This window comes from Streptomyces sp. BJ20, assembly GCF_022869105.1.
Classification (GTDB): Bacteria; Actinomycetota; Actinomycetes; order Streptomycetales; family Streptomycetaceae; genus Streptomyces; species Streptomyces griseoincarnatus.
In genome coordinates, this window is record NZ_CP094918.1 from 7,116,855 (window position 1) to 7,138,374 (window position 21,520).

The 21,520-nt window shown below is 69.5% G+C and carries 18 protein-coding genes and 2 rRNA genes; 12 read left to right on the top strand and 8 right to left on the bottom strand.

Features of this window, described 5'->3' with window-relative positions; all coding sequences use genetic code 11:
• Window positions 1–621, bottom strand: coding sequence for a DUF47 family protein (locus tag MTR79_RS32075; RefSeq protein ID WP_048458934.1), 621 nt, complete (start codon window positions 619–621; stop codon window positions 1–3).
• A 237-nt stretch (window positions 622–858) separates the two neighbouring features.
• On the opposite strand from MTR79_RS32075, the gene MTR79_RS32080 reads away from it, so the two are divergent.
• On the top strand, window positions 859–1,281 hold the full coding sequence (locus MTR79_RS32080) for a metal-sensitive transcriptional regulator (RefSeq protein WP_244792785.1): 423 nt from the start codon (window positions 859–861) through the stop codon (window positions 1,279–1,281).
• 25 nt (window positions 1,282–1,306) lie between these two features.
• Here MTR79_RS32080 and MTR79_RS32085 read toward each other — a convergent pair whose 3' ends face one another.
• Both MTR79_RS32085 and MTR79_RS32090 read right to left on the bottom strand, forming a co-directional pair.
• Window positions 1,307–1,492 (bottom strand): hypothetical protein, encoded by a 186-nt coding sequence (locus MTR79_RS32085; protein ID WP_121719283.1) that lies wholly within the window; start codon window positions 1,490–1,492, stop codon window positions 1,307–1,309.
• Window positions 1,493–1,608: 116 nt separating this feature from the next.
• Window positions 1,609–2,451 carry a hypothetical protein gene (locus MTR79_RS32090; RefSeq protein ID WP_244792787.1) on the bottom strand — a complete coding sequence of 281 codons (843 nt, stop codon included), beginning with the start codon at window positions 2,449–2,451 and terminating at the stop codon, window positions 1,609–1,611.
• 408 nt (window positions 2,452–2,859) lie between these two features.
• Here MTR79_RS32090 and MTR79_RS32095 point away from each other — a divergent pair, with 408 nt between their 5' ends.
• Complete coding sequence (locus tag MTR79_RS32095; RefSeq protein WP_244792789.1) at window positions 2,860–4,401, top strand: FAD-binding oxidoreductase; 1,542 nt, start codon at window positions 2,860–2,862, stop codon at window positions 4,399–4,401.
• Window positions 4,402–4,478: 77 nt separating this feature from the next.
• Here MTR79_RS32095 and MTR79_RS32100 read toward each other — a convergent pair whose 3' ends face one another.
• On the bottom strand, window positions 4,479–5,186 hold the full coding sequence (locus MTR79_RS32100; RefSeq protein ID WP_048458930.1) for a phosphatase PAP2 family protein: 708 nt from the start codon (window positions 5,184–5,186) through the stop codon (window positions 4,479–4,481).
• 210 nt (window positions 5,187–5,396) lie between these two features.
• On the bottom strand, window positions 5,397–6,407 hold the full coding sequence (locus MTR79_RS32105) for an NlpC/P60 family protein (protein WP_244793346.1): 1,011 nt from the start codon (window positions 6,405–6,407) through the stop codon (window positions 5,397–5,399).
• 351 nt (window positions 6,408–6,758) lie between these two features.
• Between MTR79_RS32105 and MTR79_RS32110 the strand changes: the two genes are divergently transcribed.
• The 6 genes from MTR79_RS32110 to MTR79_RS32135 all read left to right on the top strand — a co-directional run bounded on the left by MTR79_RS32110 (window position 6,759) and on the right by MTR79_RS32135 (window position 13,853).
• Entirely contained in the window at window positions 6,759–7,067 is a 309-nt protein-coding gene (locus tag MTR79_RS32110; protein ID WP_006136301.1) for a hypothetical protein, read from the top strand.
• 197 nt (window positions 7,068–7,264) lie between these two features.
• Window positions 7,265–8,065 (top strand): hypothetical protein, encoded by an 801-nt coding sequence (locus tag MTR79_RS32115; RefSeq protein ID WP_244792790.1) that lies wholly within the window; start codon window positions 7,265–7,267, stop codon window positions 8,063–8,065.
• Window positions 8,055–9,371 (top strand): hypothetical protein, encoded by a 1,317-nt coding sequence (locus MTR79_RS32120; protein ID WP_189366550.1) that lies wholly within the window; start codon window positions 8,055–8,057, stop codon window positions 9,369–9,371. The genes MTR79_RS32115 and MTR79_RS32120 overlap by 11 nt, the downstream gene beginning before the upstream one ends.
• Window positions 9,368–10,927 (top strand): SCO6880 family protein, encoded by a 1,560-nt coding sequence (locus MTR79_RS32125; protein ID WP_244792792.1) that lies wholly within the window; start codon window positions 9,368–9,370, stop codon window positions 10,925–10,927. The genes MTR79_RS32120 and MTR79_RS32125 overlap by 4 nt, the downstream gene beginning before the upstream one ends.
• Before the next feature lie 14 nt (window positions 10,928–10,941).
• Window positions 10,942–12,351 (top strand): ATP-binding protein, encoded by a 1,410-nt coding sequence (locus tag MTR79_RS32130; protein ID WP_086704619.1) that lies wholly within the window; start codon window positions 10,942–10,944, stop codon window positions 12,349–12,351.
• 20 nt (window positions 12,352–12,371) lie between these two features.
• Window positions 12,372–13,853, top strand: a complete 1,482-nt coding sequence (locus MTR79_RS32135; RefSeq protein ID WP_244792794.1) for a type IV secretory system conjugative DNA transfer family protein — start codon at window positions 12,372–12,374, stop codon at window positions 13,851–13,853.
• Here the strand turns inward: MTR79_RS32135 and MTR79_RS32140 are convergent.
• On the bottom strand, window positions 13,842–14,405 hold the full coding sequence (locus MTR79_RS32140; RefSeq protein ID WP_189366548.1) for a GNAT family N-acetyltransferase: 564 nt from the start codon (window positions 14,403–14,405) through the stop codon (window positions 13,842–13,844). The two genes, MTR79_RS32135 and MTR79_RS32140, sit on opposite strands and share 12 nt — an antisense overlap.
• 91 nt (window positions 14,406–14,496) lie before the next feature.
• On the opposite strand from MTR79_RS32140, the gene MTR79_RS32145 reads away from it, so the two are divergent.
• The 4 genes from MTR79_RS32145 to MTR79_RS32160 are packed head-to-tail and all read left to right on the top strand — an operon-like array spanning window position 14,497 to window position 18,093.
• Complete coding sequence (locus MTR79_RS32145) at window positions 14,497–15,420, top strand: ABC transporter ATP-binding protein (protein WP_244792796.1); 924 nt, start codon at window positions 14,497–14,499, stop codon at window positions 15,418–15,420.
• A complete protein-coding gene (locus MTR79_RS32150; RefSeq protein ID WP_244792798.1) occupies window positions 15,417–16,193 on the top strand; it encodes an ABC transporter permease in 777 nt (258 codons plus the stop codon). The genes MTR79_RS32145 and MTR79_RS32150 overlap by 4 nt, the downstream gene beginning before the upstream one ends.
• Before the next feature lie 44 nt (window positions 16,194–16,237).
• On the top strand, window positions 16,238–17,434 hold the full coding sequence (locus tag MTR79_RS32155) for a histidine kinase (protein WP_244793348.1): 1,197 nt from the start codon (window positions 16,238–16,240) through the stop codon (window positions 17,432–17,434).
• Entirely contained in the window at window positions 17,431–18,093 is a 663-nt protein-coding gene (locus MTR79_RS32160; protein ID WP_086702532.1) for a response regulator transcription factor, read from the top strand. The genes MTR79_RS32155 and MTR79_RS32160 overlap by 4 nt, the downstream gene beginning before the upstream one ends.
• A 51-nt stretch (window positions 18,094–18,144) precedes the next feature.
• Here MTR79_RS32160 and rrf read toward each other — a convergent pair.
• Window positions 18,145–18,261: ribosomal RNA gene (gene rrf, locus MTR79_RS32165) — 5S ribosomal RNA — on the bottom strand.
• A gap of 90 nt (window positions 18,262–18,351) precedes the next feature.
• Window positions 18,352–21,476: ribosomal RNA gene (locus MTR79_RS32170) — 23S ribosomal RNA — on the bottom strand.
• Between the last annotated feature and the right edge of the window lie 44 nt (window positions 21,477–21,520).

Here is a 21,520-nt window from a genome sequence, read left to right on the forward strand (position 1 = left end):
TCAGGACTCCTTGACCGCGATGGTCTCCACCGTGTTCGCGACGTGCTCGAAGGCGTCCGCCGCCTCCTCCAGTACGTCCACGATCTGCTTGAGCTTCAGCACCTCGATCGCGTCGTACTTGCCGTTGAAGAGGTGGGCGAGCAGCTTGCGGTGGATCTGGTCGGCCTGGTTCTCCAGCCGGTTGACCTCGATCCAGTACTCGGTGAGGTTCTCCATGGTGCGCAGGTGCGGCATGGCCTCCGCGGTGAGCTCCGCGGCCCGCGCCAGGACCTCGATCTGCTGCTCGACGCCCTTGGGCAGTTCCTCGATGTTGTAGAGGACGACCAGGTCGACGGCCTCCTCCATGAAGTCCATGATGTCGTCGAGGGAGGACGCCAGGTTGTAGATGTCCTCGCGGTCGAACGGCGTGATGAACGAGGAGTTCAGCTGGTGGAAGATCGCGTGCGTGGCGTCGTCACCTGCGTGTTCCGCGGCCCGCATACGCTCTGCGATCTCGGCCCGGGCGGAGGTGTCCGCCCCGAGCAGTTCCATCAGGAGCTTGGAGCCCGTGACGATGTTGTCCGCGGACGCGGCGAACATGTCGTAGAAGCTCGTCTCCCTGGGGGTCAGACGAAAGCGCACGTGGGGTCCTCGGTATGCGTCGGTTTCGGTCAGGCTGATGCTAGGCGCATCATCCGGCCACCAATAACGGCCGCCCCCCAGTGTCGCCCATCGGGCAGAGTGATGAGTACGGGGGCGGCACGTGCGGCTCGCGGGATCCGGCGGGCGGCGCCGACCGGCCGTCCACGGACCGGCGAAGTTCGGTAACATATACCCACCAGGGGTATATAGCGCCCATCAGGACACCAGGAGGACGCGATGACCACCACCGGAACCGGCGCGCACGCGCCCTCCTCGCCGGACGCGGACGGCACCGTGGACACCGCGCCCGCCACGGGCACCCCGGAGACGGCGGATGTGACGGACGTAACGGACATCGTGACCGATCACGACCGCGGGATCCACGGCTACCACCACCAGAAGCAGGAGCACCTCAAGCGGCTGCGCCGCATCGAGGGCCAGATCCGCGGACTGCAGCGGATGGTCGACGAGGACGTCTACTGCATCGACATACTCACCCAGGTGTCCGCCTCCACGAAGGCGCTGCAGTCGTTCGCGCTGCAGTTGCTGGAGGAGCACCTGCGTCACTGCGTCGCGGACGCGGCCGTCAAGGGCGGCGACGAGATCGACGCGAAGGTCAAGGAGGCCACCCAGGCCATCGCCCGCATGCTGCGGACCTGACCGGTCCGGCGGGGGGCCGGGGCCTTCAGGATCCGGCGGCGTCCGTCCGCGCCTCGGCCACCCGCAGCACCTCGTCGATGCTCTCCAGGCTCAGCCGGTCCTCGGCGTTGGACGCGGCGATGATCAGCTCACCGCACAGCTCGATCTCGGCGAGCGCCACGTGATCCTGGACCGGAACCGTCCCCCTCCCGAGCGGAGCCACGCGCCTCACCTCACTCTGTCGTCACCGACTTCCTAGAGTAGGGAGCGCCCTACGGACCGCGCATGGCACGGAAGGGCTAGTTCGGCCCGGCCACCACGGGCCCGTCCCCGGCCCGCCGGGGCCCCTCACTCCTGGGCGATCCGCCCGGCGTAGATGTCCTCGTCCGCCGGGAGCCGCACGTCGGCGGGGGCGCCGAAGCCGTACAGCAGGGTGGTGGAGGCGACCGCGACGGGCTCGCGGCGCTCGCCGTTCAGGAAGCTGAACCGGTGCCGGATCTTGCGGATCCGCCCCTCGTCGTCGAGGTACACGTCGAACGGCACCCGCACGGTGGCGAACCCTTTCGCCGCCGCGCCCAGCGGCCCCCGGTTGACCTCCGACGCCGCCTGCGAGGCCGCCTCCAGGTCCGCGGTGCCCCGGTAGTGCCGCACCCGCGCCCCCGCCACCTCGGTCCGTCCGACGAACGCCGCCGAGCTCGTCCCGCGCAGCACCTCGGCCGCGGCGAACGGATCGGTCGCCCCGCCGGTGACCAGGTTCCCGTCGGACAGCGTCGCGGTGTCCACGCGCACCCACTTGTCGGAGGGCACACCGGCGCCCCGGTTCTTCATGTACAGCGCGCCGGGGGCGAGCAGTTCGGTGATCGGCCGGCGGTCGGCTGCGCCCGCGGGGTCCTGCGGCAGCCGCACCTCGAGCCGCCCGAGCCGCTTGCGGTAGTCGTAGACCCCCTCGCCCAGGATCGTCACCCGGGTGCCTCCGGTGGCCATCTCCAGCGAGGTGCGCGTCCGGGAGCTGCCGGCCTCCACCAGCGCGTCGGCGGCCGTGCGCAGCACCTGCACCGGATCCCCGGCGGGCGGCCCCTGCGCGACGGCGTCGCTGCGCGCGCACCCGGCGGCGCCGAGCCCGAGACAGCAGACGACCCCGGCCACGGCCGTCACGCCGTGCGTCCGCCTGTGCTGTCGCCCTCGCGCCATCCCTGCCTACCCCCGCTCCGTCCGACACGGGCCGCTGTCAGTGGCGTTAACGACCGGTCAGGGGCCCCGTCACGCGACCCGCGGGCGATACCGTGGGCGGCGTGCCGCACCAGGACGACGCGCCGGAGCCCCGGCCCCACCTCACGACCACCACCGAGCAGGGGCCCTTCTGCACGGCCCGCTGCAGCTGCGGATGGCGCGGACCGGCCCGCAGAGCCAGGAGCCTGGCCCGCAGGGACGCCGAAAACCACACGGGGGAGTGACGCGGCCCCGGCAGGGTGCCGAGAATGGGCCGGCACCGGGTCCCCGACGGACCGCCCCGCGTCCCCCTGCGAAGCTCCCACCCAGGGACCGCCGCCCCGGGTGCCGTGACAGGCCGTCCCCCACCCGACGTACGGAAGGCCGCCCGTGAACCGCCGCACCTTCGTCGCCGGCGCCGCCGCGCTCACCGCCTCCGCGTGCACGCCCTCCGAGCCCCGGCCCGCGCCGCCCACCTCGCGCGCCCCGTCCTCCCCCACGCCCTCCCGCACCCCGCGCCCCGCGACGCCCGCCGACTGGACCACCCTGGCCGGGCACCTCGACGGCCGCCTGGTGCGCCCCGGCGACGCCGACTGGTCCACCGCGCACCGCCTCTACAACACGCGCTTCGACACCCTCAGACCCGCCGCCGTCGCCTACGTCCGGCACACCGACGACATCCGCACCGCCCTCACCCACGCCCGCGAGCACGCCGTCCCGCTCGCCGTGCGGGGCGGCGGCCACTCGTACGCGGGCTGGTCCTCCGGCGACGGCCGCCTGATCGTCGACGTGTCCGGCATGGCGGGCATACGCGTCGAGGGCGACACGGCCGTCGTCGGCGCCGGCGCCAGGCTGATCGACGTCTACCGCGCCCTCGCCGCCCGCGGGCTCACCGTCCCCGGCGGCTCCTGCCCCACCGTCGGCATCTCCGGCCTCACCCTCGGCGGCGGCCACGGCGTCACCTCCCGCGCCTACGGCCTGACCTGCGACAGCCTCACCGAGGTCACCCTGGTCACCGCCGACGGCAGCGAGCTCACCGCCTCCGGCTCCGAGCACCCGGACCTGTTCTGGGCACTGCGCGGCGCGGGGAACGCCCAGTTCGGCGTCGTCACCGAGTTCCGCTTCCGTACCCACCCCGCCCCCCGGAGCGTCACCGGCCACCTCACCTGGCCGTGGGAACGGGCGGCCGCCGTGGTCGCGGCCTGGCAGGAGTGGGGTCCCGGCCAGCCCGACGAGATCTGGTCCGCGCTCCACCTGGAGAACACCGGGGCCGGCCCCTCCGTCTCCGTCACCGTCTTCTCCCTCGGCACCTACGGCGAGCTGCAGAACGCCGTCGACCGGCTGGCCGACCGCGTCGGCGCCTCCGCGAGCAGCGTCCTGCTGCGCCGCCGCTCGTACCAGGAGTCGATGGAGCTGTACGCCGGCTGCACCTCGTTCGCCGACGACCGGTGCGGTCTGCCCGGCGGGACGCCCGGCCGCAGCCCCGAGGGCGCCCTGTCCCGCGAGACGTACGCGGCCCGCTCCGACTTCTACGACCGCCCCCTCGACGACGCGGGGATCGGCATCCTGCTGGACCGGACACGGGCGGCCCGCGGCGGCTCGGCGAGCATCGCGCTCACCGCCCTCGGCGGCGCCGTCAACCGGGTCGCGCCCACCGCGACGGCGTTCGTGCACCGCCGCTCCCGCGTGCTCGCCCAGTACCTCGCGTCCTGGCACCCCGACCGCTCCGACGGCACGGCGGTCCGGCAATGGCTGACGGCCACTCACCAGGCGCTGCGTCCGCACGCGTCCGGCGCCGCCTACCAGAACTACACCGACCCCGGCCTCACCGACTGGCGCCGCGCCTACTACGGCGACGCAGCCCCGCGCCTGTCCCGCCTGAAGCGGCGGTACGACCCGGACCGCGTCTTCACCTACCCGCAGGCCCTCTGAGCGCGCCGGCCACACGAAGGGCCCGTGACCGCACGCCCCTCAGGGGGACGAAGGTCACGGGCCCTCGTACGACGTCGTCAGGCCGCCAGGTCCCGCTCCTCGGGGCCGGTGCCCGCGGCCCTGCCCCGGCTGCGCTCGGCCACCTTCCGCCGCTGGCCCTGCGGCCGGGCGGCGACCAGCCAGCCGGCCTTCGGCGACCGCTCCACCGCCCGCATCAGCGGCGTCAGCAGCGCCATCGCGAGCGGCGCCAGCAACAGCGCGACCGCGGTGCCCAGCGCCAGTCCGCCCACCACGTCCGTCGGGTAGTGCACGCCCATGTACACGCGGATGAACCCGCCGAGCAGACCCAGCACCAGGGCGACCAGGCCGAAACGCCGGTTGGCCAGGAACAGCCCCACCGCCAGCGCCATGCAGAGCGTCGCGTGGTCGCTCACGAAGGAGAAGTCGTCCTTGCCGTCGACGAGCACCTCGAGCCCCTCGTGGTCGTTGAACGGCCGTGGCCGCTCGACGAATCCACGGATCGGCACGTTCACCAGGACGGCGACGCCCGCCGCGAGCGGGGCCCACACCAGGGCCGCCACCGATGACGCGGCGTCAGGACCGCCGCGCCTGCGCACACCCCACCAGCACCACAGCACCATCGCGAGAAGGCCGAAGAGCACCCCGTACTCACCGACGAACTCCATGACGTGGTCGAACCACGGCGGGGCGGCCTTCGCGAGGCCGTTGATGTCGTAGAGCAGGTCGACGTCGGGGTTCGACCCGGAATCGGCGAGTCCAGCCATGGTGCTGCGGCCCCTTCGTCATGTCGTCCGGCGCGCGGACGCGCGCCGTGTCTGCCACCCCCGTGGTCTGTAGATCCGCTCGTCCGCTCGGCTACGAGAACAGGAACGCACGGTCCCCGCTGATACGTTCCACACTCCACCGAAAGATCACGCAGACGTTATCGAAGAGAGATGCGTCGTCGCAGCTCAGGGGGGCGTTTGTCGCTCCGCTCACACCGTCGTGGGGAGCGCTTTCGCGCCATCTTCCGTGACCCGGGTGGCACCAAAGTAGTCAGGAGTGTCGATCGGGTCGAATCGGATCACGGCACCCGTGCGCGGCGCGTCGATCATGTACCCGCCGCCGACATAAATGCCCACATGCCGGATGGCCCGCGAATCGGTCAGGTCGTCCGAGAAGAACACCAGATCACCCGGCAGCAGCTCGTCCCGGTCCGGATGCGGACCCGCGTTGTACTGGTCGTTCGCCACCCGCGGCAGCGTGATCCCCACACTCTCGTACGCGGCCTTCGTCAGACCCGAGCAGTCGAAGCGTCCGCCCTGGTCAGCGGTGCCGTTGCCGCCCCAGAGATAGGGAGTGCCGAGCTTCTTCTGCGCGAAGGCGATCGCCCCGGCGGCCTGCCGCGAGGGATCCACCCGCCCCACGGGCGCCGCGAAGCTCTCCTCCAGCGCGCGGATGCGCTTCACGTAGTTCTGCGTCTCCTTGTACGGCGGCACGCCCCCGTACTTGATGACCGCGTACGCCCCCGCGTTGTACGAGGCGAGCATGTTTTCGGTCAGATCCCCGCCGACGTCCTTCACGTAGGACGCGAGCGTGCAGTCGTAGGTCGCCGCGGACGGGATCGCGTCCGCCGGGTCCCACACGTCACGGTCCCCGTCCCCGTCCCCGTCGATCCCGTGAGCGGCCCAGGTGCCGGGGATGAACTGCGCGATGCCCTGCGCGGCGGCATGGCTCTGCGCCCGCGGGTTGAACCCGCTCTCCTGGTAGAGCTGCGCTGCGAGCAGCGCGGGGTTGATGGCGGGACAGAGATTGCCCCAGCGGGAGACGAGCTGCTGATAGGCCGCCGGCACACTGCCCTTGGCCAAGGTCTTCGTGGCGCCGCCGCCCACCCCGTTCACCAGGTTCCCGGCGACGACGTACACCCCGACGACGAGCAGCAACACGACCGCGAGCGCGGATCCGACGGCAACAGTCGCACCGACCCACACCTTACGCACCGTCAACCACCCCTCACCGTCCGGCAGTCCGCCGCCGCCCGACAGTGTAGAGGCGCGACGGCCCAACGGAAGTGATCAGATACGACGACATGCACGGTCCGCGCCACCGGGAGCGAGCCCTGCTTCATTGCCCGGCGTCACACAGCGTGATACACAGAGTGACGATACGACTCTTCACCCTTCGGAGCGCGCCCCTCCCGGAGCCCGGCGCGCGCCGGTGGCAAGCTATTCCCACGAAACCTGCCAACTGATGACGCCAAGTCGACATACGACGGCGTCATCGTCGGCGACAATGAGGCCTGACCTCTGCACCCCCGCAGAGGATGCGGAACTACCCATACAGGGGCGGTGACTTACATGCTCTTTGCGGCCGACGAGGGAGACATCAACACCATCATCGGCGGGATCGCTCCGGACTGGGGCCCCTTCGGCAGCCTGGGCAACGAGGCCAAGGTGATGATCGAAGTGGTCATGGCCGTCGCCATCCTCATCTGCCTCGGCATCGCCATCTGGGGGGCGGCCAAACAGCGCATCGGCGCCACCGCGTTGAGGGACACCTTCAGCGCCGAACAGGGCAAGGGCCTCATCATCGCGGGGCTCACGGGCGTCTTCATCATCGGATCGCTCGGCACCCTGTTCACCATCGTGTACGGCATGGCCGTCTGATCCCGCACCATCGGTCCCGACCGGGCACGCCCGGCCCCTCCATCCCACCCGCCCGTCGTGCCCACCGGCTGAGGTTGCGTTTCCCTGATGTCCAGTCACCACACCACGCCCGAGCGGCGGCCGGTACGGCTACCGTCGTACGTGGAGTACACGGAGTACGAGGTGTTCCCGCACGACGCTGAGGGGACGTACGCGGCATGAGTCTCGGAGACGACACGGGCCGGACCCGCACCCGCCTGCCCGAGGCGAGCGGCGACCCGTACGGCGGCGCGCGCAGAAACGGCCGGTCGTCGTCGCGCAGCCTGGTCACGGTCGTCGGCGTGGTGGTCCTCCTCATCGCGGCCATCGCCTTCGCGAACCGTGGAGGCGGGGACTCCGACGCGGAGGAGGGCGGCAATTCGCCGAAGGCGGCGGCGACGGCCCCGACGGGCGAGAAGCCCGTCCCGGCGGGTGCGGCCGGTATCCCGGCGGGCTTCGCCCACGACAGGCAGGGGGCGGAGAGCGCGGCGGCGAATTACGCGGTGGCGCTCGTCTCCGCCGACATCCTCAAGCCGGACCGGCGCGCCGAGATCGTCCGCCAGGTCTTCGTGGCCGACAAGCAGACATCCCTCGCGGACCGGTTCGACAAGGCCTACTCCAAGGAGTTCCTGAGCACCATCGGCCTGGACGAGAACGGCAACGCCGCTCCGGGCGAGACGTACGTGTCCCGCACCATGCCGATCGGCACCAAGGTCACCGGCTACTCGGACGCGGAGGCCAGCGTCGACGTCTGGTGCTCCGGCGTGTTCGGCACGGCAGGGGAGAAGACGACCAGCCCGGTCACCAGCGACTGGTTCACCATGACGCTGCAGCTGCGCTGGGCCGACGGCGACTGGAAGGTCGACAGTTTCGCGCAGAAGGACGGCCCCGCCCCCGTCCCCGGGGACGACAAGGCGTCCACCGCCGAGGAGATGGCCAAGGCCGTCCAGGAGTACGGAGGCTTCACCTATGCCCGGTAGCCCGCGCCGCGTACTCAAGCTGGCCACGGCCGTCACAGCCGTGCAGGCCGCGCTGCTCATCACGGCCACCCGCGCCACGGCGGCGCCCACACCTTCGCCGACCCCGTCGGACGACAACTGCGACCTGATCGTCGGCCCCGCCAAGGACTACTGCGAGCGCGGTGAGGGCGGCTCCTCCGGAGGAGGTGGGCCGAGCACGTTCAGCGACCCCACCTCCGCCCTCGACCCCCTCGCCTCCCTCGCCCGCGGCTGCGCCGACGCCGCGTCCTGGACGGTCAAGCAGCTCAGCGCCGCCGTCGAGGACACCGCGAAGGTGGACTTCACCAACGACACCTTCCTCCAGCAGTACGCCGTCGTCTTCGCCGCGTCGACGATCCTCACCCTGCTCCTCTGGCTGCTGGCGGTCGCCAAGCGGGCAGTCCGCGGCGTGCCGCTGACCACCGCCCTGTCCGAGGCGATCGGCTTCCTCTGGCTGACCGTCCTCGCCTCCGCCTTCACCCCGCTGATCCTTTACACCGTCGTCTCCGCGACCGACGGCGTCACCGACGTGCTGGCGAAGGCGACCGGCGACCAGACGGACACGTTCTTCGGGACGTTCTCCGGCGCCCTGGAGAAGGGCGACGACATCGGCGGCGGCCCGATCATGCTGATCGTCGTCTCCTTGGTCTCCATCCTCGCCGCAGGCGTCCTCTGGCTGGAGCTGGTCATCCGCGCCGCCCTGCTCTACGTCGGCGCCCTCCTCGGCACCGTCGTCTACGCCGGCCTGGTCGACAAGAACCTGTGGGGCCACGTCCGCCGCTGGGCGGGCATCATGATCGCCGTGATCATGGTGAAGCCGGTCATCGTCATCGTGCTCGGCCTGGCCGGCGCGCTCTCCGCCGACGACGGCCCTGACGCCTTCTCCGCCGTCGTCTCCGGACTGGCGATCATCCTGCTCGCCATCTTCGCCTCGGCGATGATCTACCGCTTCGTCCCCGGCTTCGGCGACGAGATCGCCGGCTCCCGCAGCAACCGCATCATGCAGGGCGCCGAGGGCAAGGCGGCCGCCGTCATCAGCTCCCCGGCCACCCTCGTCGCGCAGGGCATCAAGACCCACAGCACCCGCGCCGACAACCACGGCGGCGGCCAGTCCTCCGCGCCCCGCCCCTCCAACCCCGCGTCCGGGGGAGTCGCCGCGCACAGCTCCCGCCCCTCCGGCGGGGGATCCGCCGCCGCGCCCCCGCCCCGGACGGGCAGCCCGGTGAACACCCCGCACGCCGGCACCCGCAACAGCAGCAACAACCGCACGGGAGGTGAAGGGCGTTGACGACCGAGTCCCATCTGTCCCCCACGGTCACGCCCCGCCGTACGTATCTGATCGGCCGCGCCCGGCCGAACGCGATCGTCGGCCGCAATCGCGAGACCGGTGAGATCGCGCTCATCGTCATCGGCGCGTTCCTCGGCATGATGTGCGGGCTCCTCGTCCCCGTCCTGTCCGTGCGGATCGTGCTGCTGGTGGGCCTGCCGATGCTCGCCCTGGCCGCCGTGTACGTGCCGTACAAGCACCGCACGTTCTACAAGTGGTTCGAGATCGACCGCAGTTACAAGCGCACCGTGCGCCGCGGCGCCACCTACCGTTCCGGCGTCATCGAGGCCGGCACCCGGCTCGACGGCCGCGAGGTGGAGGTCGGGCCGCCGCCCGGCATCGGCCGCATCACCTGGCTGTCCGCGCCGTTCGGCCCGGACGAGATCGCCGTGCTGCTGCACGCGGACCGCAAGACCGTCACCGCCGCCATCGAGATCGAGGGCCCCGGCGTCGGCCTGCGCGACTCCGAGGACCAGGAGGCCCTCGTCGACCGCTTCGGCACGCTGCTCAAGCACGTGGCCAACGGCGACGGCTTCGTCACCCGCATCCAGATGCTCGCCCGCACCCTGCCCGCCGACCCGGACGCGCACGCCAAGGACGTCACCGTCCGGGGCGACGACAAGGCGCCCGTCTGGCTCCAGCAGTCGTACGACCAGCTCCAGTCGATGGTGTCGACCAGCAGCGAGCAGCACCGCGCATACCTGGTCGCCTGCATGCACTACAACCGCGAGCTGGCCGCCGAGGCCGTCACGATGGCCCGCGCCATGCGCAGCCAGGGCGGCGGCCGCGTCGACCGGGACGCGGGCCTCGCCGTCGTCATGGCCCGTGAGCTGACCGACATCTGCTCCCGGCTCCAGGAGGCCGACATCCGCGTACGCCAGCCGCTCGGCCAGAGCAGGCTGTCCTCGCTGATCCACTCCATGTACGACCCGGACCACCCGATCGACCACCTCCAGGCGATGTCCCAGCGCAACGCCTGGCCGGCCGAGCTGGACGCCACGGAGCCCACGTACCTGCAGGCCAAGACCCGCGAGTCCGCCACCCGCGCCCCCTGGTGCCACGCCACGGCCTGGGTGAAGGAGTGGCCGATGACCCCGGTCGGCGTGAACTTCCTCGCGCCGCTGCTCGTCCACACCCCGGACGTGATCCGCACGGTCGCCGTCACGATGGACCTCGAACCCACCGAGGTCGCCATCGAGCGCATGCTGACCGAGAAGACCAACGACGCCGCGGAGGCGTCCCGCGCCGCCAAGATGAACCGCACCGTCGACCCCCGCGACATCGCCGCGCACAGCCGTCTCGACCAGCGCGGCGAGGACCTCGCCAGCGGTGCCGCGGGCGTCAACCTGGTCGGCTTCATCACCGTCTCCTCCCGCACACCCGAGGCCCTGGCCCGCGACAAGCGGACGATACGGGCGTCGGCCGGCAAGTCGTACCTGAAGCTGGAGTGGTGCGACCGCGAGCACCACCGCGCGTTCGTGAACACTCTCCCGTTCGCCACCGGCATTCGTAGGTAGGGGCTGAGCTGAAGATGCGGGATCCGCTGTCCGTCGTCACCGACGCCTTCACGTCCTTCCTGTTCGGGAAGGTCGAGACGACCCGGCTGCCGGTGCGCACGTCCACGGGCCAGGCGCAGGCGGTCTACCTGCCGACCGCCGCGCCCGGCCTCGGCGACTCCGGCGTCATCATCGGCCGCGAGGTCTACTCCGGGAAGGGCTACATCTACGACCCCTTCCAGCTCTACGGCCAGCAGCTCCCGGCCCCCCACTGGCTGGTCCTCGGCGAGTCCGGCAACGGCAAGTCGGCGCTGGAGAAGACGTACGTCCTGCGCCAGCTCCGCTTCCGCGACCGCCAGGTCGTCGTCCTGGACGCGCAGGGCGAGGACGGCGCCGGCGAGTGGAACCTCATCGCCCAGGAGCTGGGCATAACACCCATCCGCCTGGACCCGAGGGCCGCGCTCGACCAGGGCATCCGCCTCAACCCGCTCGACCCGGCGATCACCACCACGGGCCAGCTCGCCCTGCTGCGGACCATCATCGAGGTCGCCATGGGGCACGGCCTCGACGAGCGCTCCGGCTTCGCCCTGAAGGTCGCGCACGCCTACGTCAACGAGACCATCGTCGAACGCCAGCCGGTGCTGACCGACATCGTCGAGCAGCTCCGCCACCCGGAGCCGGAGTCGGCGGAAGCGATGAACGTCGCCATAGACGACGTCCGCGCGTGGGGCCTGGACGTCGCGCTGGTCCTCGACCGCCTGGTCGACGGTGACCTGCGCGGCATGTTCGACGGCCCGACGACCGTCGGCATCGACCTGGACGCCCCGCTCATCGTCTTCGACCTGTCCCACATCGACCGCAACTCCATCGCCATGCCGATCCTCATGGCGATCGTCGGCGTGTGGCTGGAGCACACCTGGATCCGCCCCGACCGGAAGAAGCGCATCTTCCTCGTCGAGGAGGCCTGGCACATCATCAACAGCCCGTTCGTGGCGCAGCTCTTCCAGCGGCTGCTGAAGTTCGGCCGACGCCTCGGCCTGTCCTTCGTCGCGGTCGTCCACCACCTGTCCGACGTGGTCGACGGAGCGGCGGCGAAGGAGGCCGCGGCGATCCTGAAGATGGCGTCCACCCGCACCATCTACGCCCAGAAGGCGGACGAGGCGCGGGCCACGGGCCGGGTGCTGGGCCTGCCCAGGTGGGCCGTGGAGATCATCCCGACGCTCACCCCGGGCATCGCGGTCTGGGACGTCAACGGCAACGTCCAGGTGGTCAAACACCTGGTCACCGAGACGGAACGCCCACTGGTCTTCACCGACCGAGCGATGACCGAGTCGTCCGCCGACCTCGCCGACGACGCCCTGCGCGCCGCCGAGCTGGAGGCCGAGGAGCGGGCGGCGGCCTTCGTGGAGCAGCACGTCGGGGACTCCGAGTCGACGGTGGCGTAGGAACGGCGGGAGGGGGACGCGTGAGACCGGACGAGCGGCGCGGGCAGGACGGCGGCATCCCGGACGGACTGCTGCTCGGAGTGCTCGCGTTCCTCCTCGGCATGACGGTGATGGTGTGGACGGCCACCGGCCTCGCGGGCCTCTTCGCCCACGGCCGCTGGCCGTCCGGCCTCTCCTTCGCCCGCACCCCGCTCGCCATGCGCCATCTGGTCGCCGCACCGCACGACGTCCCCGGCGCCTGGCCCGACACCCCGCCCGCCCAACTCTCCGGCTACGGCTTGTTCTGGGGCCTGCTCATCGGCCAGCTGATGATCCTGGTGGTCCTCACCGTGTTCGTCCTCGGCACGGTGGCCCGCTGGCGGGCGGTACGGGCGCGACGGCGCGCGGAGGGAACGGTGACGCAGGCGCCCGCGCTTCCGGCGCGGAAGCCGATGCCGGAGCCGGCGCCCGAGCCGGCGCTCGGAGGGCAGCCGGACCCAGTGCTCGAACGGCAGCCGGAGCCGCAGCCCACGCCGGTGCACGAGGTCCCCGCCCCGAGACCCCCCGAGCCGGCCCCTCGGCCCACCGCGGAGGTGACGACCCCCGGCCTCCACTACGGTCCCCCGGCCACCCGCCACACCACGGCCGCACAGGCCGTACGCGACGCCGAGGGGCCCGCCCTCGTCCTCACGTCCAACCCGAACCTCTGGTACGACACCAAGGACGCCCGCGCCAAGCTCGGCCCCGCCCACCTCTACGACCCGACGCACCTCTGCGACACCCCGGCCCGCCTCCACTGGTCGCCCACCGCCGGCTGCGAGGACAAGGACACGGCGACCGCACGCGCGGCGGCGCTCCTCGCCCCCGTCCGCCCCACCTCACGGCTCGACCAGCAGCTCGGCGACACCGCCGAACTGCTGCTCCGCAGCTACCTGCACGCGGCCGCCGTCGACGGCCGCACCGTCCGCCACGTGCACCGCTGGGCACAGGGCCTCCAGGTCCAGGACGCCGTACGGGTCCTGCGCACGCATCCCAGGGCGGCGTCCGGCTCGGCGGGCGAGCTCGAGGCGGCGCTCACCGCGCACCCCGAACGCCGGGACATGGCCCAGCAGCTGACGGCGCGTGCGCTGGCGGCTCTCTCCACGGTCAACGTCCGGGAAGCCTGCAATCCGCACCGAAGTGATGCCCTCGCCTTGGATTCCTTCATCCACGAAGGGGGAACGCTTTACGTCGTGGGCGCATCCATCGAGGATCCGCGCACCGGTCCGGGCGCCATGCCCCTGCTCACGGCGCTCGTCTCGTACGTGGTCGAGCACGGCCGGCGCATGGCCGAACGGTCATCCTCCGGTCGGCTCGACCCACCACTCACCCTCGTCCTGGACGACGTGGCGGCGGTGGCCCCTCTCCCCCAGCTCCCGGAGCTCCTCACCGCCGGGCCCGAGCGCGGCATGCCCACGGTGGCCCTCCTGCGCTCCCGCGAGCAGGCCCGCGCCCGCTGGCCGCACGCGGAACTACCCGTCTGACTCCGGGTCCGGCCGCTCCACGGCCAGCTCCAGCTCTCGCCCGCCCGGGTCGGAACCCAGCGTCGTGATCAGCCCGGTCTCGGTGAACCCGGCCCTCCGGTAGGCCCGCAGCGCCCGCGCGTTGTCCTCGTGCACGAGCAGCCGCACCCGCTCGGCGCCCCGCGCCCACGCCCACTCGAGACCGGCGTCGAAGAGCACCTCGGTGAGCCCGATGCCCCGGTGCTCCGGCTGCACGTACACCGCGACCAGATGCCCCTGGAGCCGCTCGACGGGCATCCCGGCCCAGTCCCTGGTCCCGGCCTCCTCCATCAGCACGGTGACCGTGCCGACCCACTCCCCGTCCGGCCCCTCGGCGATGATCTGCTGCGCCCCGGACGCCCCTTCGGCACTCCGCTCGGCCCGCTCCCGCCAGAAGGACTCCGGCCGGGCGACGGCGGACTCGTAGGTCTCCATGAAGGCGATGGACGCCACGGGATCCCGCAGCGCCTCCAGCCGCAGAGCCTTGGCCAGGGGCCACTCGTCGACGCGCAGGGAACGGACCTTGTAGCTCATGCGGCCACGGTAGTACCGGGGTACCACGGCCTTCCAAGGAATAGGGCCGCCGTCCGACGCCCGCCGCCCCCGCGCCGACGAGCATCGACCCATGATTACGGCGCAGCACCTCACGAAACGCTACGGCGGCAGGAACGGCAGGACGGCCGTCACCGACCTGTCCTTCACCGTCCGCCCCGGCACCGTGACCGGCTTCCTCGGTCCGAACGGCGCCGGCAAGTCCACCACCATGCGGATGATCCTCGGACTGGACGCCCCGACGTCCGGCCGGGCCACCGTCGGCGGCCGCGCCTACGCCGCCCACCCCGCGCCCCTCACCGAGGTCGGCGCCCTCCTGGAGGCCCGCTCCGTCCACCCCGGCCGCACCGCCCGCCACCACTTGCGCGGACTGGCCCTGACGCACGGCCTCCCGAGAAGGCGGGTCGACGAGGTCCTGGATCTCACCGGCCTCACCGAGGTGGCGGACCGCCGGGTCAAGGGCTTCTCCCTCGGCATGGGACAACGCCTCGGCATCGCCGCCGCGTTGCTCGGCGACCCGGCCACCCTCGTCCTCGACGAGCCGGTCAACGGTCTCGACCCCGAGGGCGTCCGGTGGATCCGCACCCTTCTCAAGTCCCTCGCCGCCGAGGGCCGCACCGTCCTGGTCTCCTCCCACCTGATGAGCGAAATGGCCCTCACCGTTGACCACCTGATCGTCATCGGCCGCGGCCGCCTCCTGGCGGACACCACGGTCACCGACTTCGTACGGGACTCGGGCGCGGCGACGGTCCGCGTGGTCACCCCCGACCCGGACACCCTCACCGGCCTGCTCCGGGCCCCAGGCGTCGACATCACCGCCACCGCCGGCGCTCTGGAGATCCGCGGCACCACGGCCGAGCACATCGGCCGCACCGCCGCCGCCCACGGTGTCCCCCTCTTCGAACTCACCCCGTCCACGGCCTCGCTGGAGGACGCCTTCATGACCCTCACCCACGACACCGTCGAGTACACCGGCGCGCAGGGAGCAGCCGCATGACCACCACCGCCCCCTACCGGGTCACCCCGTCCCGCGTCCTGCGCTCCGAGTGGCACAAGCTGGCGACGCTCCGCTCCACCTGGATCACCTTGCTGTTCTCCGCCGTCTCCATCGTCGGCCTCGGTCTGGTCGTCTCCGCCCACTACGAGACCGGGAACAGGGAGTTCGTCGACCCGATCGAGCTCGGCCTGGCCGGGACGCAGATCGCGACGATCTCGCTGCCCGTGCTCGGTGTCCTCTTCACCGCGGGCGAGTACACGACCGGCACCATCCGCGCCACGCTGACGGCCGTTCCCCGACGGGCGCCCGTGCTGTGGGCGAAGGCCGGTGTGCTGACCGCCGTCGTGCTCCCGCTCACCCTGGTCACCTGCGTCGCCGGCCATGCGCTGGCGCAGACGTTCCTGGCCGGCACCGACCAGGAAGCCTCCCTCACCGACCCGGGCGTCCTCGCGGCACTGGCCGGCTCGGCCGTCGGCATCACCGCGCTGACCGTCTTCGCCATGGCGCTCGGCGGGCTGCTGCGCTCCGTGGCCGGCGGCATCGGGGCGTTCGTCGGCGGCGTCATGGTGGCGCCGGAGGTCGTCGGGCTGCTCCCGGTTGACGCCGTGGACAAGGCCGTCGAATACTTCCCTGCCCAGGCCGTGGGCAACGTCTCGGCCCTGGACGCCGTCGCCGGAGCGCCCTCCCCCGGCCTCTCCCTGCTCGCCCTGAGCCTGTGGGCCTTGGGGACGACGGCGGTGGCCGCGGCGTTGCTGAAGCGAAGGGACGTCTGAGTGTGAGGGAGACGCCGGGACGACGCCCCGCGCTCACGGACCGCCTGCACCGCCTGCTGGCATCGGTGCGCCTCTTCGACCGGCGCAAGCCGTACGTGTGGGACGTGACGGCCACCGTGTTCTGGGTGGCGGCCGCACTGACGGACTACGCCAGCAGCGGATGGCGCAGGACCGCCCAGAACCTCGACGTGCCGGACACACATCTGGTCGTCCTCAGTCTGGGTTTCACGCTGCCGCTCCTGTGGCGCCGCAGCCACCCGATGCCGGTCCTCCTGGCCACCGCGCCGTTCGCGCTCGTCAACAGCTGGTCGGGGGCGGTCCTCCAGGCTCATCTCCTCCAGCTCGTCCCGGTGTTCAGCCTCGCCCTGCACCGTCCGCTGAAGCAGCTGGGCCCGGCCTTCCTCGTCGTCGTCCTGCCGCTCGTCCCGGGCGCCTTGCGTTATCCGCTCGCGGCCTGGGACGCCGCCATGGGCCCCGCGCTCTGGGGCTTCGCCCTCACGGCGCTGTTCGGCATCGCGGTCCGTTCCCGCAGGGACCACCTGGCGTCCCTCGAGGAACGGGCACGGCGGCTGGCCGTCGAACGCGACCAGCAGGCCCAGCTCGCCACAGCCGCCGAACGCGCCCGTATCGCCCGCGAGATGCACGACATCGTCGGCCACAACCTGTCCGTCATCACCGGGCTCGCCGACGGCGGGAAATACGCGGCCGGCGCGTCCCCGGAACGTGCCGGTCAGGCCCTGGACGCCATCGGTACCGTCAGCCGACAGGCCCTCGCCGACCTCCGCCGGCTCCTGGACGTCCTCCGCGACGACGACACCGCGACCCCCGCCCAACGGACCCCGCAGCCGGGCCTCACCGACCTGGACCAGCTAGTCGACAGCGTCCGCACAGCGGGCCTCCCGGTCCACGTCCACACCGAAGGACGGGCCACGTGTCCCCCTGGGCGGCAGCTCACCGTGTACCGAGTGGTGCAGGAAGCCCTCACCAACACCCTCAAGCACGCCGGCCCCGGAGCGACCGCCGACATCACCATCACGCACGGGGAGCGGGGCGCCGTGACCGTCGACGTCACCGACACGGGCACGGGAACACCGCCTTCCGCACCGTCGGACGGCCGCGGCATAGGCGGAATGCGCGAGCGAACAACCTTGTACGGCGGCACACTTGAGGCCGGTCCACGCCCCCACCCGGAGCGGGGCTGGCGCGTCAGGCTGTATCTCCCGGAGGAGACCTCTCAGTGACCACCGTCCTCATCGTCGACGACCAGCCGCTCCAGCGCTTCGGCTTCCGCATGCTGCTGGAGAGCCAGGACGACATGACGGTCCTGGACGAGGCCGCCAACGGCACGGAGGCGATCCGCAAGGCGGCCCACCTCAGACCGGACGTCGTCCTGATGGACGTCCGCATGCCCGGCCTGGACGGCATCGAGGCCACCCGCCGCATCACCGCCTCGGGGGACCGCACCCGCGTCCTGATCCTCACCACGTTCGACGTGGACGAGTACGCGTACGCGGGACTCCGCGCGGGAGCTTCCGGCTTCCTCGTCAAGGACGCCGAGCCGGAGGACCTCCTCTCCGGCATCCGCGCGGTTGCCTCCGGAGACGCCGTGGTGGCCCCCGGCCTGACCCGCCGGCTTCTGGACGCCTACGTCCACCATCTCCCCGCCGGCACGACCGAACCTTCTGCTGCCGACCCCCGTCTGGCCGCGCTGACGGACCGCGAACGCGAGATCCTGACGGTCATCGGAAAAGGCTGGACGAACACGGAGATCGCCGAGCGCCTCCACCTCGCCGAGTCCACCGTGAAGACCCATGTGAGCCGCGTCCTCGCGAAGACGGCTTCACGGGACCGGGTCCAGGCGGTGATCTGCGCGTACGAAACGGGACTGGTGAGGCCGTAGAACGCAGAAAGCCCCCGTGCCGGATGGCACGGGGGCTCTCATACAAGAATTGTTCGGCGGCGTCCTACTCTCCCACAGGGTCCCCCCTGCAGTACCATCGGCGCTGTAAGGCTTAGCTTCCGGGTTCGGAATGTAACCGGGCGTTTCCCCTACGCTATGACCACCGAAACACTATGAAACTGACAACCACCGGCATGCCGTGACCATGGCATGGGGTTGTTCGTGGTTTCAGAACCAACACAGTGGACGCGAGCAACTGAGGACAAGCCCTCGGCCTATTAGTACCGGTCAACTCCACACGTTACCGTGCTTCCATATCCGGCCTATCAACCCAGTCGTCTACTGGGAGCCTTACCCTCTCTAGGAGGTGGGAGTCCTCATCTCGAAGCAGGCTTCCCGCTTAGATGCTTTCAGCGGTTATCCCTCCCGAACGTAGCCAACCAGCCATGCCCTTGGCAGAACAACTGGCACACCAGAGGTTCGTCCGTCCCGGTCCTCTCGTACTAGGGACAGCCCTTCTCAAGACTCCTACGCGCACAGCGGATAGGGACCGAACTGTCTCACGACGTTCTAAACCCAGCTCGCGTACCGCTTTAATGGGCGAACAGCCCAACCCTTGGGACCGACTCCAGCCCCAGGATGCGACGAGCCGACATCGAGGTGCCAAACCATCCCGTCGATATGGACTCTTGGGGAAGATCAGCCTGTTATCCCCGGGGTACCTTTTATCCGTTGAGCGACGGCGCTTCCACAAGCCACCGCCGGATCACTAGTCCCGACTTTCGTCCCTGCTCGACCCGTCGGTCTCACAGTCAAGCTCCCTTGTGCACTTACACTCAACACCTGATTACCAACCAGGCTGAGGGAACCTTTGGGCGCCTCCGTTACCCTTTAGGAGGCAACCGCCCCAGTTAAACTACCCATCAGACACTGTCCCTGATCCGGATCACGGACCCAGGTTAGACATCCAGCACGACCAGACTGGTATTTCAACGACGACTCCCACCGAACTGGCGTCCGATGCTCAAAGTCTCCCAGCTATCCTACACAAGCCGAACCGAACACCAATATCAAACTGTAGTAAAGGTCCCGGGGTCTTTCCGTCCTGCTGCGCGAAACGAGCATCTTTACTCGTAGTGCAATTTCACCGGGCCTATGGTTGAGACAGTCGAGAAGTCGTTACGCCATTCGTGCAGGTCGGAACTTACCCGACAAGGAATTTCGCTACCTTAGGATGGTTATAGTTACCACCGCCGTTTACTGGCGCTTAAGTTCTCAGCTTCGCCTGGACGAATCCAAGCTAACCGGTCCCCTTAACGTTCCAGCACCGGGCAGGCGTCAGTCCGTATACATCGCCTTACGGCTTCGCACGGACCTGTGTTTTTAGTAAACAGTCGCTTCTCGCTGGTCTCTGCGGCCACCCCCAGCTCAGAGCGCGAAGCTCATCACCGGATGTGGCCCCCCTTCTCCCGAAGTTACGGGGGCATTTTGCCGAGTTCCTTAACCATAGTTCACCCGAACGCCTCGGTATTCTCTACCTGACCACCTGAGTCGGTTTAGGGTACGGGCCGCCATGAAACTCGCTAGAGGCTTTTCTCGACAGCATAGGATCATCCACTTCACCACAATCGGCTCGGCATCAGGTCTCAGACACATGCCAGGCGGATTTACCTACCTGACGTCCTACACCCTTACCCCGGGACAACCACCGCCCGGGATGGACTACCTTCCTGCGTCACCCCATCACTCACCTACTACCAGCTCGGGTCACCGGCTCCACCACTCCGACCTCGTCCGAAGACTCAGCCGGCGGCTTCACGGGCTTAGCATCACTGGATTCGATGTTTGACGCTTCACAGCGGGTACCGGAATATCAACCGGTTATCCATCGACTACGCCTGTCGGCCTCGCCTTAGGTCCCGACTTACCCTGGGCAGATCAGCTTGACCCAGGAACCCTTAGTCAATCGGCGCACACGTTTCTCACGTGTGAATCGCTACTCATGCCTGCATTCTCACTCGTCAACCGTCCACAACTCGCTTACGCGGCTGCTTCACCCGGCAGACGACGCTCCCCTACCCATCACGATCCCCGTTGGGGGTACATATCGCAATGACACGACTTCGGCGGTACGCTTGAGCCCCGCTACATTGTCGGCGCGGAATCACTAGACCAGTGAGCTATTACGCACTCTTTCAAGGGTGGCTGCTTCTAAGCCAACCTCCTGGTTGTCTGTGCGACTCCACATCCTTTCCCACTTAGCGTACGCTTAGGGGCCTTAGTCGATGCTCTGGGCTGTTTCCCTCTCGACCATGGAGCTTATCCCCCACAGTCTCACTGCCGCGCTCTCACTTACCGGCATTCGGAGTTTGGCTAAGGTCAGTAACCCGGTAGGGCCCATCGCCTATCCAGTGCTCTACCTCCGGCAAGAAACACACGACGCTGCACCTAAATGCATTTCGGGGAGAACCAGCTATCACGGAGTTTGATTGGCCTTTCACCCCTAACCACAGGTCATCCCCCAGGTTTTCAACCCTGGTGGGTTCGGTCCTCCACGAAGTCTTACCTCCGCTTCAACCTGCCCATGGCTAGATCACTCCGCTTCGGGTCTTGAGCGTGCTACTACAGCGCCCTGTTCGGACTCGCTTTCGCTACGGCTTCCCCACCCGGGTTAACCTCGCAACACACCGCAAACTCGCAGGCTCATTCTTCAAAAGGCACGCAGTCACGACGTTGAGTGCAAGCACTCAACGCGACGCTCCCACGGCTTGTAGGCACACGGTTTCAGGTACTATTTCACTCCGCTCCCGCGGTACTTTTCACCATTCCCTCACGGTACTATCCGCTATCGGTCACCAGGGAATATTTAGGCTTAGCGGGTGGTCCCGCCAGATTCACACGGGATTTCTCGGGCCCCGTGCTACTTGGGTGTCTCTCAAACGAGCCGCTGACGTTTCGACTACGGGGGTCTTACCCTCTACGCCGGACCTTTCGCATGTCCTTCGCCTACATCAACGGTTTCTGACTCGCCTCATGGCCGGCAGACCATGAAAGAGAGATCCCACAACCCCGAATGCGCAACCCCTGCCGGGTCTCACACGCATACGGTTTGGCCTCATCCGGTTTCGCTCGCCACTACTCCCGGAATCACGGTTGTTTTCTCTTCCTGCGGGTACTGAGATGTTTCACTTCCCCGCGTTCCCTCCACTTGCCCTATGTGTTCAGGCAAGGGTGACAGCCCATGACGACTGCCGGGTTTCCCCATTCGGACACCCCCGGATCAAAGCCTGGTTGACGACTCCCCGGGGCCTATCGTGGCCTCCCACGTCCTTCATCGGTTCCTGGTGCCAAGGCATCCACCGTGCGCCCTTAAAAACTTGGCCACAGATGCTCGCGTCCACTGTGCAGTTCTCAAACAACGACCAAC

Coding starts and splice junctions, on each gene's coding strand:
- MTR79_RS32100 (WP_048458930.1), bottom strand. CDS start 5,186: ATGGCTGGACTCGCCGATTCCGGGTCGAACCCCGACGTCGACCTGCTC.
- MTR79_RS32140 (WP_189366548.1), bottom strand. CDS start 14,405: ATGAGCTACAAGGTCCGTTCCCTGCGCGTCGACGAGTGGCCCCTGGCC.
- MTR79_RS32080 (WP_244792785.1), top strand. CDS start 859: ATGACCACCACCGGAACCGGCGCGCACGCGCCCTCCTCGCCGGACGCG.
- MTR79_RS32110 (WP_006136301.1), top strand. CDS start 6,759: ATGCTCTTTGCGGCCGACGAGGGAGACATCAACACCATCATCGGCGGG.
- MTR79_RS32145 (WP_244792796.1), top strand. CDS start 14,497: ATGATTACGGCGCAGCACCTCACGAAACGCTACGGCGGCAGGAACGGC.
- MTR79_RS32120 (WP_189366550.1), top strand. CDS start 8,055: ATGCCCGGTAGCCCGCGCCGCGTACTCAAGCTGGCCACGGCCGTCACA.
- MTR79_RS32150 (WP_244792798.1), top strand. CDS start 15,417: ATGACCACCACCGCCCCCTACCGGGTCACCCCGTCCCGCGTCCTGCGC.
- MTR79_RS32130 (WP_086704619.1), top strand. CDS start 10,942: ATGCGGGATCCGCTGTCCGTCGTCACCGACGCCTTCACGTCCTTCCTG.
- MTR79_RS32115 (WP_244792790.1), top strand. CDS start 7,265: ATGAGTCTCGGAGACGACACGGGCCGGACCCGCACCCGCCTGCCCGAG.
- MTR79_RS32090 (WP_244792787.1), bottom strand. CDS start 2,451: ATGGCGCGAGGGCGACAGCACAGGCGGACGCACGGCGTGACGGCCGTG.